The 17411-nt window shown below is 61.1% G+C and carries 18 protein-coding genes; 4 read left to right on the top strand and 14 right to left on the bottom strand.

The window, feature by feature from the left end:
- The first annotated feature begins 85 nt into the window (after window positions 1-85).
- On the top strand, window positions 86-2332 hold the full coding sequence (katG, locus tag M2401_RS07415) for a catalase/peroxidase HPI (RefSeq protein ID WP_259101120.1): 2247 nt from the start codon (window positions 86-88) through the stop codon (window positions 2330-2332).
- Window positions 2333-2418: 86 nt separating this feature from the next.
- On the opposite strand, the gene M2401_RS07410 is transcribed toward katG, so the two are convergent.
- Both M2401_RS07410 and M2401_RS07405 read right to left on the bottom strand, forming a co-directional pair.
- Window positions 2419-3783: a HAMP domain-containing sensor histidine kinase gene (locus M2401_RS07410; protein WP_259101118.1), complete on the bottom strand. Its 1365-nt coding sequence runs from the start codon at window positions 3781-3783 to the stop codon at window positions 2419-2421.
- The gene (locus M2401_RS07405) at window positions 3761-4453 is read right to left on the bottom strand and encodes a response regulator transcription factor (RefSeq protein WP_259101116.1); all 693 of its coding nucleotides are present in this window, start codon (window positions 4451-4453) and stop codon (window positions 3761-3763) included. Before M2401_RS07405 ends, M2401_RS07410 begins: the two co-directional genes overlap by 23 nt.
- Window positions 4454-4625: 172 nt before the next feature.
- On the opposite strand from M2401_RS07405, the gene M2401_RS07400 reads away from it, so the two are divergent.
- Complete coding sequence (locus M2401_RS07400; RefSeq protein WP_259101114.1) at window positions 4626-5288, top strand: TetR/AcrR family transcriptional regulator; 663 nt, start codon at window positions 4626-4628, stop codon at window positions 5286-5288.
- Between the two features lie 30 nt (window positions 5289-5318).
- Window positions 5319-6173, top strand: a complete 855-nt coding sequence (locus tag M2401_RS07395; RefSeq protein WP_259101678.1) for a sulfurtransferase — start codon at window positions 5319-5321, stop codon at window positions 6171-6173.
- A 186-nt stretch (window positions 6174-6359) separates the two neighbouring features.
- Here the strand turns inward: M2401_RS07395 and M2401_RS07390 are convergent, their stop codons facing one another.
- The 8 genes from M2401_RS07390 to M2401_RS07355 all read right to left on the bottom strand — a co-directional run bounded on the left by M2401_RS07390 (window position 6360) and on the right by M2401_RS07355 (window position 12581).
- Window positions 6360-6680, bottom strand: a complete 321-nt coding sequence (locus M2401_RS07390; protein WP_259101113.1) for an AzlD domain-containing protein — start codon at window positions 6678-6680, stop codon at window positions 6360-6362.
- Window positions 6677-7396, bottom strand: coding sequence for an AzlC family ABC transporter permease (locus M2401_RS07385; protein ID WP_259101112.1), 720 nt, complete (start codon window positions 7394-7396; stop codon window positions 6677-6679). Before M2401_RS07385 ends, M2401_RS07390 begins: the two co-directional genes overlap by 4 nt.
- Window positions 7397-7462: 66 nt before the next feature.
- Window positions 7463-8488 (bottom strand): hydrolase, encoded by a 1026-nt coding sequence (locus M2401_RS07380; RefSeq protein WP_259101111.1) that lies wholly within the window; start codon window positions 8486-8488, stop codon window positions 7463-7465.
- A gap of 88 nt (window positions 8489-8576) precedes the next feature.
- Entirely contained in the window at window positions 8577-9209 is a 633-nt protein-coding gene (locus M2401_RS07375; RefSeq protein WP_259101110.1) for an SCO family protein, read from the bottom strand.
- Window positions 9206-10099, bottom strand: coding sequence for a heme o synthase (gene cyoE / locus M2401_RS07370; protein WP_259101109.1), 894 nt, complete (start codon window positions 10097-10099; stop codon window positions 9206-9208). The genes M2401_RS07375 and cyoE overlap by 4 nt, the downstream gene beginning before the upstream one ends.
- Before the next feature lie 111 nt (window positions 10100-10210).
- Window positions 10211-11269 carry a heme A synthase gene (locus tag M2401_RS07365; protein ID WP_259101108.1) on the bottom strand — a complete coding sequence of 353 codons (1059 nt, stop codon included), beginning with the start codon at window positions 11267-11269 and terminating at the stop codon, window positions 10211-10213.
- Between the two features lie 9 nt (window positions 11270-11278).
- Window positions 11279-11866 carry a hypothetical protein gene (locus M2401_RS07360; RefSeq protein WP_259101107.1) on the bottom strand — a complete coding sequence of 196 codons (588 nt, stop codon included), beginning with the start codon at window positions 11864-11866 and terminating at the stop codon, window positions 11279-11281.
- On the bottom strand, window positions 11832-12581 hold the full coding sequence (locus M2401_RS07355) for an SURF1 family protein (RefSeq protein WP_409033885.1): 750 nt from the start codon (window positions 12579-12581) through the stop codon (window positions 11832-11834). The genes M2401_RS07360 and M2401_RS07355 overlap by 35 nt, the downstream gene beginning before the upstream one ends.
- Window positions 12582-12605: 24 nt before the next feature.
- Between M2401_RS07355 and M2401_RS07350 the strand changes: the two genes are divergently transcribed.
- The gene (locus M2401_RS07350) at window positions 12606-12809 is read left to right on the top strand and encodes a twin transmembrane helix small protein (RefSeq protein ID WP_259101104.1); all 204 of its coding nucleotides are present in this window, start codon (window positions 12606-12608) and stop codon (window positions 12807-12809) included.
- A 145-nt stretch (window positions 12810-12954) separates the two neighbouring features.
- On the opposite strand, the gene M2401_RS07345 is transcribed toward M2401_RS07350, so the two are convergent.
- The 4 genes from M2401_RS07345 to coxB all read right to left on the bottom strand — a co-directional run bounded on the left by M2401_RS07345 (window position 12955) and on the right by coxB (window position 17337).
- The gene (locus M2401_RS07345; protein WP_259101102.1) at window positions 12955-13842 is read right to left on the bottom strand and encodes a cytochrome c oxidase subunit 3; all 888 of its coding nucleotides are present in this window, start codon (window positions 13840-13842) and stop codon (window positions 12955-12957) included.
- 15 nt (window positions 13843-13857) lie between these two features.
- Complete coding sequence (locus M2401_RS07340; RefSeq protein WP_259101100.1) at window positions 13858-14415, bottom strand: cytochrome c oxidase assembly protein; 558 nt, start codon at window positions 14413-14415, stop codon at window positions 13858-13860.
- Window positions 14412-16031, bottom strand: coding sequence for a cytochrome c oxidase subunit I (gene ctaD, locus M2401_RS07335; protein WP_259101099.1), 1620 nt, complete (start codon window positions 16029-16031; stop codon window positions 14412-14414). The genes M2401_RS07340 and ctaD overlap by 4 nt, the downstream gene beginning before the upstream one ends.
- A 178-nt stretch (window positions 16032-16209) precedes the next feature.
- Window positions 16210-17337 carry a cytochrome c oxidase subunit II gene (coxB, locus tag M2401_RS07330; RefSeq protein WP_259101097.1) on the bottom strand — a complete coding sequence of 376 codons (1128 nt, stop codon included), beginning with the start codon at window positions 17335-17337 and terminating at the stop codon, window positions 16210-16212.
- Window positions 17338-17411: the final 74 nt, after the last annotated feature.

The raw sequence follows: 17411 nt of genomic DNA, 5'->3' as shown, positions 1-17411 counted from the left end.
CTCACGCTGTCGCCAGTTCCGGCGTCATCGCCACCAAGGCGGCTCCCACAGGTTTTGCGAAAAAACGACCTAGATAGGAGCAGATATGACCGAATCCAAATGCCCGTTCAACCACGCCGCAGGCGGTGGCACCAGTAACCGTGACTGGTGGCCGGACCAATTGAATCTGAAAATCCTGCATCAGCATTCAGCACTGTCCGACCCAATGGGCGAGGCGTTTGACTACGCCACGGAATTCAAAAGCCTGGATCTGGAAGCGGTAAAGCGCGACCTGCACGCGCTGATGACGGATTCCCAGGACTGGTGGCCAGCGGACTTCGGTCATTACGGCCCGTTCTTCGTTCGTATGGCCTGGCACAGCGCCGGTACTTATCGCACAGCTGATGGCCGTGGCGGCGCCGGGGCAGGGCAGCAACGTTTTGCGCCGCTCAACAGCTGGCCGGACAACGTCAGCCTGGACAAGGCCCGCCGCCTGATCTGGCCGATCAAGCAGAAGTACGGCCGCAAGATTTCCTGGGCCGACCTGATCATCCTCACCGGCAACGTTGCCCTGGAATCCATGGGCTTCAAGACCTTTGGTTTCTCCGGCGGACGTCCTGACGTCTGGGAGCCGGAAGAGGACGTGTACTGGGGCAACGAAAAAACCTGGCTGGGCGGCGACGTCCGTTATGGCCAGCAGACCCAGCCACCGGGCGAAGGCACCCTGGTCGCCGAGCCGGAGAAGCACGGCAACGAAGAAAGCCGTACCCACCAGGGCGACCGCACTCTGGAAAACCCGTTGGCCGCCGTACAGATGGGCCTGATCTACGTGAACCCGGAAGGTCCGGAAGGCGTGCCCGACCCAGTGGCGTCGGCAAAAGACATCCGCGAAACCTTCGGCCGCATGGCCATGAATGACGAAGAAACTGTCGCCCTGATCGCCGGCGGTCACGCGTTCGGCAAGACCCACGGCGCAGGCCCGGCTTCCAACGTCGGCCCTGAACCGGAAGCGGCTGGCCTTGAAGACCAGGGCTTCGGCTGGAAAAACAGCTTCGGCAGCGGCAAAGGCGGCGACACCATTTCTAGCGGCCTAGAAGTCACCTGGACCTCGACGCCGACCCAATGGAGCAACGAGTACCTGGAAAACATGTTCGCCTTCGACTGGGAACTGACCAAGAGCCCGGCTGGCGCCCATCAGTGGACGCCGAAAAACGGTGCAGGTGCAGGCAAGATCCCGGACGCCCATGACCCGAGCAAGCGTCATGCGCCGACCATGCTCACCTCAGACCTGGCCCTGCGCTTCGACCCTATCTACGAGCCGATTTCCCGACGCTTCCTGAACAATCCCGAGCAGTTGGCCGATGCCTTCGCCCGCGCCTGGTTCAAGCTGACCCACCGCGACATGGGCCCGCTGGCCCGTTACCTCGGCCCGGAAATGCCCGCTGAAGAGCTGCTCTGGCAGGACCCGATTCCGGCAGTCGATCACCCGCTGATCGATGACAACGATATCGCCGCACTCAAGGCCAGGATCGCTGCCTCGGACCTGACCGTTACACAACTGGTCTCCACCGCCTGGGCAGCCGCTTCGACTTTCCGTGGTTCGGACAAGCGTGGTGGCGCCAACGGTGGCCGTCTGCGCCTGGCGCCGCAAAAGGACTGGGCGGTCAATCAGCCTGAGCAACTGGCCGTCGTACTGAGCACCCTCGAAGGTATCCAGAACGCCTTCAACGTCGGCGGCAAGCAAGTTTCCCTCGCCGACCTGATCGTGCTGGCCGGTAGCGTCGGCGTGGAACAGGCAGCCAAGAACGCCGGGCATAACGTCAGCGTACCGTTTACTCCGGGGCGTATGGACGCGAGTCAGGAGCAGACCGATGTCGAGTCGTTCGGCTACCTGGAGCCCATTGCCGATGGCTTCCGCAACTATCTGGCGGGCCAGTACACCGTATCCGCCGAAGCCCTGCTGGTGGACAAGGCACAGTTGCTGACCCTGACCGCGCCGGAAATGACTGTACTGCTCGGCGGCCTGCGCGTGCTCAAGGCCAATGTCGGCGACAGCGCCCACGGCGTCTTTACCCAACGCCCGCAAGCGCTGAGCAATGACTTCTTCATCAACCTGCTGGATATGGGCACCGAGTGGAAACCGGCATCGCGCACGACCTTCGAAGGCCGTGACCGCAAGACCGGTGCGCCGAAATGGACCGCGACCCGTGTCGACCTGGTGTTTGGCTCACACGCGCAATTGCGGGCGATTGCCGAGGTCTATGGCAGTACCGACGCCGAAGGCAAGTTCGTTGCCGACTTCGTCAAGGCGTGGACCAAGGTGATGAATCTGGATCGGTTTGATCTGGCCTGACAACAACCTGATCATGGGTTGAAGTAGAGTGCTGTGGGAGTCGGCAAGCCGGCTCCTGCGGTTCGCGAACGGGTTTGCTCCTGCGATCAAAGCCCACGCACACTAAGCAATTCCATGCGGCAACCCGGTTCAGCGTCATGTACGGTCAGGCTCATCTCATGCAGCCGGGCCACCGCCGCTGCCATGCTCAGCCCCAAACCGTTGCCTGGCGTTTGCCGACTCGACTCCGAGCGGTACAAACGGCGGAACACTGCCTCACGTTCCTCTGGCGCAATGCCGGGGCCGTTATCGCTGACTCGCAGGCCTGGGCCTTGAGCGGTGACGATGATGTCTACCTGAACCCGCCCGTTATCCGGGGAAAACTTGACCGCGTTGTCCAGCAGATTGCAGGCCGCGTCGAACAGCAACTGCGCATCACCCAAGCGCACGGCAGGAGTATCGGCTGGGGTAAAACTGAGGGTAATGCCTCTGTCCTCAGCCAATGGCGTAAAAAACTCGGCGACATCGGCACCAATCTGATTCAGGTCGACTTCAGTGAAATTACTGCGCCGGGCGCTGCCTTCAATTTCGGAAATACGCAGCAACGCCCGGAACGTCAGCATCAGCCCGCGGGCCTCGGTAATTGCCGCATCGATGGCGTCGGCATATTCATCATCGCGCAGACCCCGACGCTGGGCGCGTTCGAGCCCGGCAATCAGGCGTGTCAGTGGTGTGCGCAGGTCGTGGGCGATGTCGTCGCAGACGCCTTTGACTTCGCTCATCAGCCGTTCAAGTTCATCGAGCATGCCATTGACCACATGAGCGATACGGTCGATGTCATCGTGATTACCACGGGTAGGCAAGCGCCCGCTGAGGTCACCCTCGAAAATGCCCTTGATCGCATCCGTGAGGGTGTCCAGCCGCCGTCGTGCGGAGTGACCCAGCCAGATCGCCCCCAACAGCCCGACCAGCAATAGCAGGCAGCCGCCTGAGATCAGGGCGTTGACCAGCAGTTCGTCGAACTCGCGAATGTCCTGCATATCCTGGGCGACCAACAGAATCCTGTTGTCGTCCAGCCGGTGAACCATGAAGCGCACCATCCGCTGAAGGCCATTGGGGTTCAACCATAGAAACTCGACGGGCTCATCAAAAGCCTTGAACGATGGCAGCGTGCGCATGGCACCTGCGACGTAGTTGCCTTGCTCGTCATAAAGGGTATGGGGCAAGCGGCCTTCGGCATCCTGCGCCTCATGCTTGCGAATCTCCCGCTCCATCAGTACAGGCGGTTGCCGGCTGCGATTTTCTACTTGGCGATGCAGTGTGGCGTCGGTTTCAGTGGTGAGATAAAACGCTGTCTGCCAGTAGATATAACCGAACAGTGCCAGGAACGAGAAGCCGAACAACCCCAGAAACATAAGCCCGGTGCGGAAACTGATGGTGCGCGGAATGTCATTCAAATGAACGAAGAACATAGCCGGCCCCCCGGACGGTATGGATCATTTGCGCTTCACCTTCGCCATCGATCTTGCGGCGCAGACGGCCGATATGCACTTCGATGACATTGGTGTGCTCGTCGTAGCTGTAATTCCACACGGTCTCGAACAACATGGTGCGGGTCATCACCTGATCGGCATGGCGCATCAAGTGTTCGAGCAGCGCGTATTCACGAGGTAGCAATTCGATTACACGATCGCCACGCCGCACGCTGCGATTCAGCAGGTCGATTTCCAGCTTGCCGACTTTCAGGCGGCTTTCGCGCTCCGGATTGGAGGTCACGCTGCGGCGCCGCATGAGGGCATCCAGGCGGGCGGTCAGCTCAATGAACTCGAAAGGCTTGGTCAGGTAATCGTCACCCCCGGCGCGCAGCCCACGGACTCGCTCGTCCAAGGCACTCAAGGCGCTGAGGATCAGCACCGGTGTGGCAATACTGGCCGCACGCAGAGCAGTGAGCACGCCCAGGCCATCAATGGTGCCGGGCAACATGCGGTCCAGCACAATCAGGTCGAACCTGTCGGTAAAGGCCTGTGACAGGCCTTCACGGCCGTTATCCACGCAGATCACGGTAAAACCGTGGTCCTGCAGAGCGGCTTCGATTTCATTGGCAGTCGCGCAATCGTCCTCGATGACGAGTACATGAGTCATGGGCGCAATGCGCTCCCTGAAATTTTTATTAGACCGGGCAGCCGATGGGCGCCCCTGTGACAGTGGCATAGTGTGGCAACGCGCAGAGAAGACAAAGCTCGCGCAAGATGAAAGAAAGTTTAGCCACAGCTGCGTTAAGATCGGCAACACTCCAATAACATGTCGATCAAGCATGGCCCCACGTCTGAAAACCCGTGAACGCATCGTGCAGAGCAGCCTTGCGCTGTTCAACCAGCACGGTGAGCGCAGTGTGAGCACCAACCACATCGCCGCGCACATGGAGATTTCGCCGGGCAATCTGTACTACCACTTCCCCAACAAGCAGGCGATCATCGCCGAGCTGTTCGGCGAGTACGAAACCCTGGTCCAGAGCTTTCTGCACCCGCCCAAGGGCCGCCTGCCCAAGGTCGAAGACATGCGCCAGTACCTGCTGGAAATTCTCGACGGCATGTGGCGCTACCGCTTTCTGCACCGCGATCTCGAACACCTGCTGGACGCCGATCCGGAGCTGGCAGCACGCTACCGGCGTTTTTCCCAGCATTGCCTGATCCAGGCCACTGCGATCTACGCCAGCTTCGTCGAGGCTGACATCTTGGCCATGGACAAGGTGCAGATTGAATCCCTGACCCTCAATACCTGGATTATCCTCACCTCGTGGGTGCGCTTTCTGTGCACCACTCGGGAAAATCCTGCATACCTGAACGAAGATGCCATCCGTCGCGGTGTCTATCAGGTATTGATGCTTGAATCCGCCTACGTTACCGCCCTGGCGCGGGACGAGGTGAATGCGCTGTGCGAGGCGTTCTACGTGCCCTTGCTACAGGCGCTGGAGTAACCGTCCATGACTTATCCACAGGAGTCCGAGATGTCACTTGCGCAACTGATCAGCCCGCAACAACTGGCCGACCGTCTGGAGCAACCGGGGTTGGTCATTCTCGATTGCCGCTTTGCCCTGGAAGACCTGGATTACGGCCAGCGCAGCTATGCCGGAGGGCACATTGCCGGGGCTCATTTTGCCGACCTGGAGCGCGACCTCAGCGGTCCGATCAGCAAGGGCAAGACCGGCCGTCATCCACTGCCTGACCCCCAGGCACTGGTGCAACGCCTGCAGAACTGGGGCATCGACCCGGACAGCGAAGTCGTGCTCTATGACGACGGCCCTGGCATGTACGCGGCCCGCGCCTGGTGGAGCCTGGCCTGGCTGGGCAAGCGCAGCGGCGTGTACCTGCTCGATGGCGGCCTCAAGGCCTGGCATGCGGCGGGTCTGCCTCTGAGCCTCGATCCACCGAGCAACTATCAGGGCCGCTTTACCGGCAAGCCGGACATGGACCTGCTACTGACAGCCGAAAAACTGCAGAAAAAACTCGGCAATCCAGAGATGACCCTGATCGACGCCCGTGCCGGTGCGCGCTTCCGTGGCGAAGTCGAGCCCATCGACCCGGTGGCCGGGCATATCCCGGGGGCGCAATGTGTCGCCTTCACCGACAACCTTGGCCCGGACGGACGCTTCCTGCCCGCAGAACAGCTCAAGCAGCGCTTCGAAGAACAGCTGAAGGGACGCTCACCGGACAAGCTGGTGTCTTATTGCGGCTCCGGCGTGACCGCCTGCCATAACCTGTTCGCCATGTGCCTGGCCGGTTATCCGTTAGGCAAGCTGTATGCGGGGTCGTGGAGCGAGTGGATTACCGATCCATCCCGCGAGGTTGCGACGGGGGAGTAAACCCGGACCTGATTTGGAATGAATGTGTGGGAGCCGGCTTGCTGGCGATGGCGGTATTACAGGCGACACATTTTTGCCTGACCCGCCCCCAATCGAGTTTGTAGGAGCTGCCGAAGGCTGCGAAAAGGTCGAAACACCGCATTCGCAGCCTCCGGCAGCTCCTACAAAACGACATTCACCTGAGGGTTACTGCCCCAACACCCAACGCAACGCAAAGAACACCAGCAACCCACCGCCAATGGTCGCCAGCAAATTGCGGCTGAACGCGGCAATGGCAATCGCCACGATCCCCGCCAGCAAATAAGCGTTATCGAAACTCACCTGCCAGTGTTCGCCATCGGGCAACAGCATGCCGGGGGCGACGATGGCAGTCAGCACGGCGGTGGGCACATAGTGCAGCCCCTGACGAACCACCGGCGGGAAGCTGATGTTGGGCCAGGCAAACAAGCTATAGCGCATGAGAAAGGTAATGGCAGTCATGCCGAGGATCAGCCACCAGTAACTCATGAGTGCACCTCATCGCCCTGGGCCACGTCGGCTTTGCGCCGCTCAAGCAGCACGCCTACGGCAATCCCGCTGAAGGCGGCGGCCATCAGCCCGAGTTTGTACGGCCAGCTATAGGTCAGCAGGGCGACTGCGGCGGCAGCCAGGGCGGCGGCGATCTGCGGCTTATTGCGCAACAGCGGCACGACGATGCCGATAAATGTCGCCAACATGGCGAACTCCAGGCCCCAACCGGCCATATCCGGCACGGCCTGGCCGAACAACACGCCAACCAGCGAGCTAAGCACCCAACAGGCGTACAGCGAACTCGCCACGCCCAGCCAATACCAGTGCGCCAGAGGCGTGCGGCCATGGACCAGGTAGAAGCGCTGGACCACGGCAAAGGTCTCGTCAGTCAGCCAGAACGCCAACAGCAGACGCCAGCTCTGCGGCAGCTCGCTGACCTGAGGTTGCAGGGTCGCGCTGTACAGCACATGGCGCAGATTGACGATAAAGGTAGTCAGCAGGATCACCACGGCACTGGCCCCGGCGCCCATCAGGCTGATCACGATAAATTGCGCCGAACCGGCGTAGACGAACAGCGACATGCCAACCGACTGCCACAGAGACAGGCCGGAAACACCGGCCAACGTGCCAAAAATGATACCGAATGGCGCTATACCGACCAGCATCGGTACGCTGTCGCGAAGACCGCGAGAAAAAAACTGACTGCGAGACATAGATAGTTCTCCTTGTCCCGGCAGCTTAAAGACTCACAAAGGCATCGTCTCGAAGATTTGTGCAGCTCAGCTGTGCAACTCGCCGCTGTGGGCACTGGTCAGCCACAAGGGGATACGCCGTTCCAGGTAATACCCCGGTTTTTTCAGCGTGCCGTCGACAAATCCGACATGACCGCCCCGGGCCTGCAATTCCAGCTCGGTGCAGGACGACAATTCATGGGCTTCGGGCAGGCTGTGGATAAACACAAAGGGGTCATCGGTGGACTGAATGATCAGGGTCGGCGTACGAATCTGCCCAAGAAAATAACGACTGGAGGCGCGGCGATAGTAGTCCTTGGCGTCGGCAAAGCCATGCAGGGGCGCAGTGACCCGACCATCGAAATCCCAGAAGGTGCGCATGTTTTCCAGGGAGCCAAGGGCGGACAACTCGGCCAGGCCCTCGCTCAACCCTTCATGCTGGAAGCGCCGTTGCTTGTCGCGGATGTAATTGACCATCTCGCGCATGAAGTGCCGCTGATAGATCCGCGAAAAGCCCTGGCCGATGCGATCAGCGCACTCGTCCAGACGAAACGGCACCGACACCGCCACGGCGCCGAGCAGTTCACTGTTGGCGCCGGATTCTCCCAGGTGCTTAAGCAGCACATTGCCGCCCAATGAATAGCCCACCGCGTAAAGCGGGGCCATGGGCCGCAGGGCACGCAAGTGGGCGATCACTTCGACCAGGTCTTCGCTGGCGCCGGAGTGATAGCTGCGCGACAGCAGGTTGGGCTCACCGGAGCAGCCGCGCCAGTTCAGCGCCACGGAGGCCCAGCCTTGCTCGGCCATGGCCTGTTGCAGACCCACCACATAGGGCGAGTTGGACGAGCCGGTCAGGCCGTGCAGCACCAATACCAGTGGCGCATCGGCTTGATGCGGACCGTGCCAGTCCAGGTCGAGAAAGTCGCCGTCCTTGAGCCAGATACGCTCGCGCGGGCGCTCCAGATGGATGGTGCGGCGCCACAACGGCCCCCACAGGGTTTGCAGATGCGGATTGCCCAGCCCCGGCGCCGGGACGAAATGGTTGGCGAAGGACGAGTGTTCAGGACGTGACATGAACGGCTCCTTCGTAAATGTTTGGTTCACCGTTGTACGTTGCCACTAAGCGCAAGGACATGTAAGGGAATTTTGCCGAGCGGCGTGGCTACTGTCGGCCAAGCAGATTGGGCAGTTGCGCGACCAGCTTTGGATTGCTCATGGGCGCACGGATAAAGCCGCGCTGAGTGCCGTCCGGGCCGAGGATCACCAGGTTGCCGCTGTGATCAACGGTGTAGTTCGGCTTGCTGGTATCGGCGGGAATAAACGGGATGCTCACGGCATTGGCCAGTTTCTGGATCTGCGCCACCGGGGCGCTGAGGCCGACGAAATCTTTATCGAAGTAGCCCAGGTACTGCTTGAGCTGCTGCGGGGTGTCGCGGTTCGGGTCGACGCTGACCAGTACCACGCGCAGGTTGCTGACCGCGTCTTTGGGCAGCTCGCTCTTGATCTGACGCAGTTGTGCGAGAGTGGTCGGGCAGATATCCGGGCAGAAGGTGTAGCCGAAGAACAGCAGCGTCCACTTGCCTTTCAGGTCGCTCAGCGACACCGCCTGACCGTCCTGGTTGGTCATCGCCATGTCCGGCAACGGGCGGCTCTGGGGCAGCAGGATGATGCCGGCGTCGATCATCCCGACCTGAGCGCCCTGGTTATTGCCGGACAGCACCCGATAGACCGTCAGGCCCATGATCAGCGTGACGATGGCGACAAGAATGAAAACGGTCTTCTGGGTTCGGGTCATGGCATCAACGAAAAGTAATGGTCGGCGAGCAGGGCGGCAAACAACAGGAACAGGTAATAAATAGAGTACTTGAAGGTACTGATCGCCGCGTGCGGTCGAGTGCCACGGTACAGCACGCAGGCCCAATACAGAAAGCGCAGGCCCAGAGCCGTGGCGCAGATCAGGTACAGCACGCCACTCATGCGAATCACAAAGGGCATCAGGCTGGCGGCCAACAAGATGCCGGTGTAGAGCACGATATGCAACTTGGTGTAACGCTCGCCATGGGTCACCGGCAGCATGGGAATGGCGGCCTTGGCGTATTCCTCCTTGCGATGAATCGCCAGGGCCCAGAAGTGCGGCGGGGTCCAGGCGAAGATGATAAGCACCAGCAGCAGGGGCTCGGCGCTGACCTGACCACTGACCGCCACCCAGCCCAACAGCGGCGGCGCGGCTCCGGCCAGACCGCCAATAACGATGTTCTGCGGCGTGGCGCGCTTGAGAAAGCCGGTGTAGATCACCGCATAACCCAGCAGCGACGCCAGGGTCAGCCAGGCCGCCAGGCTATTGGTGAATACCAGCAACAGCACTTGCCCGCTCACCGCCAGAAGCAGGGCAAAGGCCAGGGCCGCAGGCGGCGAAATGCGCCCTTCGGCCACCGGCCGCTTGTGGGTACGCGACATCAGCGCGTCGATGCGCCGGTCCACCACATGATTGACCACCGCCGCACCGCCCGCGCACAGGCCGATGCCCAAATTGCCGAACAGCAGCAGCGTCCAGGGCAGCGCTTGGTGGCTGGCCAGGAGCATGCCAATCAGCGAAGTGATCAGCATCAGCGCGACGACCTTGGGTTTGGTCAGTTCCAGGTAGTCGCACCAGAGGGGGTGGCGGGTCTCGATCAATAGGTTCACGGATGACTCCTGAAAACAGACTGCAACTGTGGGAGCCAACAAGGCGCCCCTGACACCGCGCTGTCGCGAAGCAAACACCCTGTGGGAGCAAGCTTGCTTGCGAAAGCGCCATTACATCCGACCGATTTTCGGGGCCTGATAGAAAGCCTTCGCGAGCAATCTCGCTCCCACAAGGTTCTCTGTTGCTCTGGCGACAGCCCGCAACCGGTAATTGACCAGCGTCATTCCCAGCAGCAACAGCGCCGCCCCCGAGTTATGGGCCACGGCTACCGGCAGGGGTAGATGAAACAACACGTTGCTCAGGCCCAGGCCAATTTGCAGGACCAGGGCCGCGACCAATAATCCGGCCAACGCCTTGAGCCCGGCCGCCCGCAGCTGCCAGGCAAGACCCAGCACGGACAGCGTGACCAGCACCGCGCCCAGGCGATGGGTCAGGTGGATCGCCGTGCGGGCTTCGCTGTCGAGCTTGCCGCCCAGGTAATGCTCACCAATGGGTTGCGTCAGATGAAAGCCATTGCCGAAATCCGCCTCGGGCCACCATTGCCCCTGGCACGTCGGCAGATCGGTACAGGCCATGGCCGCATAATTGGCGCTGACCCAGCCCCCCAAGGCTACCTGCACCGCCACCAGCACCAGCCCGATAGCGGCCAGCCGACGAAGGCGTGACGACAGCTGCGGCATCGCAGCCCAGACGCCACTCAGGCGCAGCGTCAGCAGAAACAGCAGGTTCAGGGTCAGCATGCCGCCCAGCAGATGCGCGGTGACCATCTGCGGCCAGAGCCTGAGCGTCACCGTCCACATACCGAAGGTGGCCTGGGCCATGACCACGGCAAGGATCAGCCAGGGTAGTTTCACCGGTTGCCCGGCCAGTTGCCGACGCCGCCAGGCCTGAGCGGCCAGCAGCAGAATCGACAATGTCAGGCCCCCGGCGAAATAACGGTGGGTCATCTCGCTCCAGCCTTTGTCAGCCTGCACCGGGGTGTCCGGGTAATGGCGCTCGGCATGAGCCAGTTGCGCGGGCGTTTGCGGCACGCTGATAAAGCCATAGCAGCCGGGCCAGTCGGGGCAGCCCAGACCGGCATGGGTCAGCCGGGTGTAGGCACCCAGCATGACCACCAGAAAGGCCAACACGGTGGCCAGCAACGCAAGACGAAATCCGGGCCTGGTCATGCTGACCTCCTAGCCGATATTCGACAGCTTCAGCAGATGCCGCAGGTCATTGAGCAGATCCTTGCCGTTGACCTCGGCGCCATAACGCAGCACCAGATTGCCGTGTGGATCGACGATCCATAGTCGCGGAGCGTCGAGGCCGGGCACGGCCTTGCGAAAAACCGGTAAATCCAGCGGATAGCGCTGCAACTGCGGATATTCACGCGCAAGCTTCGCCGTGTAGACCGCATCCAAAGGTTGCGCGCTGCTCAGGGCATGGCTGGCGCGTCCGGCATCCCGTCCCAGGCCGATCTGAATCTGCCGGGCCAGGTACACCAGTTGCTGGCAATCGGCCTCGCAACTTCCGGGCGCGCTGACCAGCAACTGCCAGCGCTTTTCGTCACTCTGCACGCCGAGATCAGCGCGGGTCTGGCCATTGCCAATCAGTTCGCCGTGATAGATGCGGCTGTCCGGCACCCAGAACTTGAACTTGTACATGCTGGTGGCCAGGATCATCGGCCCCAGCGCTACCAGCAGCACCAACAACAGCTGCAAGCGGCCTTTGCGTCGGTCCGGGCGTGGTTCAGAGGCGTGGAACGGGTTGCTGGTCGCGGCCATGGACGTTCTCCTTGCGATTTTTGCGCGTGCGCCATCCCAGGTAGAGGGCCAGCACTGTCAGGGTCGCCGCCATGGCGAACCACTGCACCGCATAGCCCAGATGCTTCTCCGGCCCCATGGCCACCACCGGCCAGTCCAGTCGGTAAGCCGCCGGGCCGGGTGCCAGGCGCAATTGCTGAGCAAAACCTTCGCGGCCCAACTCGGCCCAGAGCTTCGCTGGATCCACCGCCGTGACCAGTCGCGGCCAGGGCGCGCCCGTCGGGTCGGCATGCAGCTGAAAGGTGGCACCGGGCAGCACATAGACCCAAGCCTCGAGATTCAACGCCTGCCCCGGGGTGTCGAAAGTTGGCGGAGTGCGCCGATCCGGCCAGGGCAGCCAGCCGCGATTGACCAACAGCCACAGCCCGCTGGTCTGATCCTCGAAGGGTTGCAGCAGCTCGACGCCAATCCGGCTGTCGCGCTGGCTGTTGTCCAGCAGCAGGCTGTGGTCCGGATCGAAATGCCCAGTCACGCGCACCCGACGCCAGGACGGGTCGGTCATGCTGGCAAGCTGGGCGCTGCTCACCGGCTCGGCTACCCTGCGCTCAGCGTACTGAGCCAGCATCACCCGCTTCTCTTCGGCCCGGCTCAATTGCCAGCAGCCGAGGCTGATCAACAACGGCAGCAACGCCAGGACCACCAGGGTCGGCAAGCGGCCTCCTATACTCATGTGCATGTCCTGACTCCCGCAGGCTTCGCCATGCTTAAAGTCGCTATCGTCGTCATGCTCTTCGCCACTATCGCCAGCCTGTTCAGCGGGCTGTTCTTTCTGGTCAAGGACGGCGGCCATTCCACCCGCCTGCTCAAGGCCCTGACCCTACGCGTGTGCCTGGCGGTGATTACCCTCGGGTTAATTACCTGGGGGTTCTATAGCGGGCAGTTGGTGTCGCATGTTCCTTGGTAAGCCGTGTGATTTCCAAGTGGGAGCGAATTCATTCGCGAAAGCGGTATTTCAGACGATAAAGCTGTAGGGAATGAACCGGCCTCTTCGCGAATGAATTCGCTCCCACAAATTTGCTCCCACAGCTAGCACCCGCAAACGCGCGCCTCTACAGGACGTACACAAATACAAAGAGCCCCACCCACACCACATCGACAAAGTGCCAATACCAACTTGCCGCCTCGAAGCCAAACTGATGCTCGGCATCGAAATGCCCGCGCAGAACGCGGATCAGCATCACCAATAAAATGATCGAGCCAATCGTGACGTGGGCGCCGTGAAAACCGGTGAGCATGAAGAACGTCGCGCCGTAGACGCCCGAGCCCAGAGTCAGGCCCAGCTCTTTATAAGCGTGCACATATTCCTCGGCCTGCAAGGTCAGGAAGCTCAGGCCCAGCAGTACGGTAATGGCCAGCCATAGCTTCAAGGCGCCGCGATGGCCTTTTTTCAGCGCATGGTGGGCGATGGTGATAGTCACACTGGAGCTGACCAGCAGGATCGTGTTGATCAACGGCAGATGCCAGGGGTCGATGATGCCCTTGGGCGCCGGGTAGCGGGCCGGATCGGGGGTGTTGAGCATTGGCCAGGCGTACTGGAAATCCGGCCACAGCATATGGGCGATGCCCTTGCTGCCTTCGCCGCCCAGCCAGGGTCCAGACCAGGTGCGCACATAAAACAGCGCGCCGAAGAAGGCGATGAAGAACATCACCTCGGAAAAGATGAACCAGCTCATGCCCCAGCGGAAGGTGCGGTCCATCTGCGCGCTGTACAGCCCGGCGCGGCTTTCGCGGATCACCGTGCCGAACCAGCCGAACATCATGTACGCCACCAGCAGCCCGCCCACCAGCATGATCCACGGCCCATGACCCGCACGCGCCGCCTTCATATCGTTGAACCAGGTGCCAAGGCCGAACATGGTCACGGCCAGGGCAACCGTGGCGATGATCGGCCATTTGCTCTGGGCCGGAACGTAGTAATGCTCGTGATGAGTGGCCATTTGCATTTCTCCTGGCTAACCGCCATTTCGTGCGACGGGCGCGGGCGGCGGCTGGCGAGCGGTGATATCGAACAGTGTGTAGGCGAGGGTCAGGTGTTTCACCTCGTCAGGCAGGGCACGGTCGACGATGAAACGCACCGGCATTTCGATACGCTCACCCGGCTGCAAGACCTGCTGGGTAAAGCAAAAGCATTCGGTCTTGTGGAAGTACACCGCCGCCGTGCCCGGTGAAATGCTCGGCACCGCCTGGGCGGTCATAGGCTTGTCGGTGGGGTTCTGCGCCACGAAGAGCATCTGGTTGACCGCGCCGGGATGCACATCCAGCTCCTGGGCCTCGGGGTAAAAGCCCCAGACCATATCCGCCGCGTTGGTCGAGAGAAACTGCACGCGCACCTTGCGGCTGTCGTCGATCAGCTGGCTGCCCTGATAGGCATCTCCCGTCTTGCCGTTGATACCGAACGCCTTGCACATCACGGTGTACAGCGGCACCAGGGCAAAACCGAAGGCAAACATCAGTACCGCAAGCAACAGCAGGCGACCGACCAGGCGGCGCAGTTCGGGTGCTGATTTCATGGCCGTTCACTGCCGTGATCCAGCGGATGCTCGTCCAGCTCCGGAGGCGTGGTGAAGGTGTGATAGGGCGCAGGCGAGGGGATGGTCCACTCCAGACCGTCGGCGCCGTCCCAGGGTTTGGCCGGGGCGGGCGGGCCGCCACGAATAGTCTTGATGACAATAAATAGAAAGAAGATCTGCGTGGCACCAAAGGTAAAGGCACCAATGGACGAGACCATATTGAAGTCGGCGAATTGCAGGTTGTAGTCCGGCACCCGCCGCGGCATGCCCGCCAGCCCAACGAAATGCATGGGGAAGAAGGCCATATTCATGCCGACGAACGACAGCCAGAAATGCAGCTTGCCCAGGGTTTCGTCGTACATGTGGCCGGTCCATTTCGGCAGCCAGTAATAGGCCGAGGCAAAGATGCCGAAGATCGCCCCCGGCACCAATACGTAATGGAAGTGGGCGACGACAAAGTAGGTGTCCTGGTACTGGAAGTCCGCCGGTGCAATCGCCAGCATCAACCCGGAAAAGCCGCCGATGGTGAACAGGATGACGAAGGCCACGGCAAACAGCATCGGCGTCTCGAAGGTCAGCGAGCCCTGCCACATGGTGCTGACCCAGTTGAACACCTTCACCCCGGTGGGCACGGCGATGAGCATGGTCGCGTACATGAAGAACAATTCGCCCACCAGCGGAATGCCGACCACGAACATATGGTGAGCCCAGACGATAAACGACAGGAAGGCGATACTCGCCGTGGCGTAGACCATGGAGGTGTAGCCGAACAGCGGTTTACGCGAGAACGCTGGGATGATCGAGCTGATGGCGCCAAAGGCCGGCAGGATCATGATGTACACCTCGGGATGCCCGAAGAACCAGAACACATGCTGGAACAGCACCGGGTCGCCGCCGCCTGCGGCGCTGAAGAAGCTGGTGCCGAAGTGAATGTCCATCAGCATCATGGTCACGCAACCGGCCAGCACCGGCATCACCGCGATCAGCAGGAAGGCGGTGATCAGCCAGGTCCAGACGAACAACGGCATTTTCATCAGCGTCATGCCAGGGGCACGCAGATTGAGGATGGTGGCGATCACGTTGATCGCGCCCATGATCGAGCTGATGCCCATCAGGTGGATGGCGAAGATAAAGAAGGTCACGCTGGCCGGGGCGTAAGTGGTGGATAGCGGCGCATAGAAGGTCCAGCCAAAATTCGGCCCGCCGCCGGGGCTGAACAGGGTCGATACCAGCAAAATGAACGCGGCAGGCAACAGCCAGAAGCTGAAGTTATTCATCCTTGGCAGGGCCATGTCCGGCGCGCCGATCATCAGCGGGATCATCCAGTTGGCCAGACCGACAAAGGCCGGCATCACCGCACCAAAGACCATGACCAGGCCATGCATGGTGGTCATCTGGTTGAAGAACGCCGGCTCGACGATTTGCAGGCCCGGTTGGAACAGTTCGGCACGAATGACCATGGCGAACGAGCCGCCCAGCAGAAACATGCAGAAGCTGAACCACAGGTACAGAGTGCCGATGTCTTTATGGTTGGTCGTCAGCACCCAGCGCATCAGGCCCTTGGCGGGGCCGTGGGCGTGATCGGCATGGCCGTGGTCGTCGATGACTGCGCTCATGTTGGTTCTCCTGCAATGGGAGATCGGTTGCATGGACAGGCCTGTGGATGCGAACTCTGTGGGAGCGAATTCATTCGCGAAGAGGCCGGTTCAATCCCTACAGCTTCATCGCTTGAAATACCGCTTTCGCGGATGAATCCGCTCCCACAAATCCCCCCTGTTTTCATCATCGTTGCGTTCATTTGCTCTGCGCCTGCTTGAGGGCCAGCACGTCTTTTGGCGTGACCATATCGCCCTTGTTATTGCCCCAGGCATTGCGTTCGTAAGTCACCACAGCGGCAATATCAACTTCCGAGAGTTGCTTGCCAAAGGCGGCCATGGCCGTACCCGGACGGCCGTTGAACACAACCTTGAGATGCTCTTCCACCGGCCCGGTGGCAACCTTGGAACCCTTGAGCGCCGGGAACAGCGGCGGCATGCCCTGACCCTCGGCCTGATGACAGGCCACGCAGGTGGTGTGATAGACCTTGTCGCCGCGCTCGACCAGTTCTTCCCGGGTCCAGTCCTTGCTGGTCAGCTCCCTGAGCTTGGCGCTTTCAGCCTTGCGTCCAGCCAGCCACGCCTCGTAATCGGCCTGGGGACGGGCATCGACGACGATGGGCATGAAGCCATGATCCTTGCCGCACAGCTCAGAGCACTGGCCGCGGTAGATGCCGGGCTTGTCGATGCGGGTCCAGGCTTCGTTGATGAAGCCGGGAATGGCGTCGCGTTTGACCGCAAAGGCCGGCACCCACCAGGAGTGGATCACGTCGGCGGCGGTGACCAGGAAACGGATCTTCACCCCCACCGGCACCACCAGCGGCTCGTCCACTTCCAGCAGGTAGTGTTCGCCCTTGGCCTGCTGGTTATGAATCTGCTCGGCGGGGGTGGCCAGGTTGCTGAAGAACTCGACGTCCTGGCCCAGGTATTTGTAATGCCACTTCCATTGGTAGCCGGTGATCTGGATATCGAGATCCGACTCACTGTTGTCGTACATATGGATAAGCGTGCGCGTGGCTGGCACGGCCATGGCAATCAGGATCAGCAGGGGAATGACGGTCCAGAGAATCTCGACCGTGGTGCTTTCGTGAAAGCGGGCGGCAACCTGGCCGGTTGAACGACGGTGCACGATCATCGACCAGAACATCGCCACGAAGACGATCAGGCCGATCACGACACAGATCCAGAAGATGGTCATGTGCAGGTCGAAGACGGCCTGGCTGACTTGCGTCGCTCCCGGCGCCATGTTCGTCGTCCATGCGGCCAGCGCCTCACCGGATAACGACCACGACAACAGGCCCATCCAGGCGTGTGGATGTCGCATCATTGCGGGGCTCCCCTGTTTTTCTTCTCCCGCAAGTGATGACCTGCGGACAAGGGAGCTGGCTGTCACAAGATACT

This window comes from Pseudomonas sp. JUb42, assembly GCF_024807945.1.
Taxonomy (GTDB): domain Bacteria; phylum Pseudomonadota; class Gammaproteobacteria; order Pseudomonadales; family Pseudomonadaceae; genus Aquipseudomonas.
Note: the sequence above shows the minus strand (reverse complement) of the source record. Positions and strands in the feature narration are given on the sequence as shown.